This is a genomic window from Vibrio sp. 970, assembly GCF_033339075.1.
Window position 1 is genome coordinate 1 of record NZ_JAWOTW010000489.1, and the last position, 622, is coordinate 622.

1 pseudogene is annotated in these 622 nt (G+C 47.9%); it reads right to left on the reverse strand.

The annotated features are described in order from the left end of the window. A pseudogene (gene cyaA, locus R7Q11_RS27475) lies at positions 1 to 573 on the reverse strand (adenylate cyclase); the annotation flags it as partial. Positions 574 to 622 lie beyond the last annotated feature (49 nt).

Genomic DNA, 622 nt, shown 5'->3' on the forward strand with positions numbered 1-622 from the left:
GATACGTACTGCACTGCGATAGAACTCATCAAGCAAAAGCAAGTGCTGTGAGGAACCGCAGTTGTCACCCGTCATCTCTTCAGAATGGTTACTTCTAAAACGCTCTTCATCCATCAAGAAGAAGTTCGCTTCCACCCCTTGGCTTTGCGCCCAATCGGTGATCAGCAAACATTTGTTGGTGAGCAGTTCACGTTCGTCGCAATCCATCTCTGGCGAAATACATACCCAAATGTCTAAATCGCTGGAAGTGCTTTGACCAATCGATGACGTACTACCCATGGTATATAAGCCCAAGATCGCTGGCTTTTCTGCCGTCTTGAGTGGCTGACCAATGGCGAGTTGTATGTCGTCGATGAATTGCTGTTGGATAGGATTGAGTTCAAGCCCGTGTACGCCGTACGGAACGTCAGCGTCGTAGTAGCCCGGAATGACTGGGTGATTGTAGTTCAGTAAGGCAGGAATCAAGTGGAAAACTTGCTGGCTTTGCGAATCCATAAGCGCCAGCGCGCGATCGATACGCTGCTGGTTCAAATTGTCTAATCGCTGAATGATGGTATAGGTGTAAGCCTGCAAGGGTAATTCCTTGGTTGAACAATCACGGACATCTGCTGATGTTTTAAAC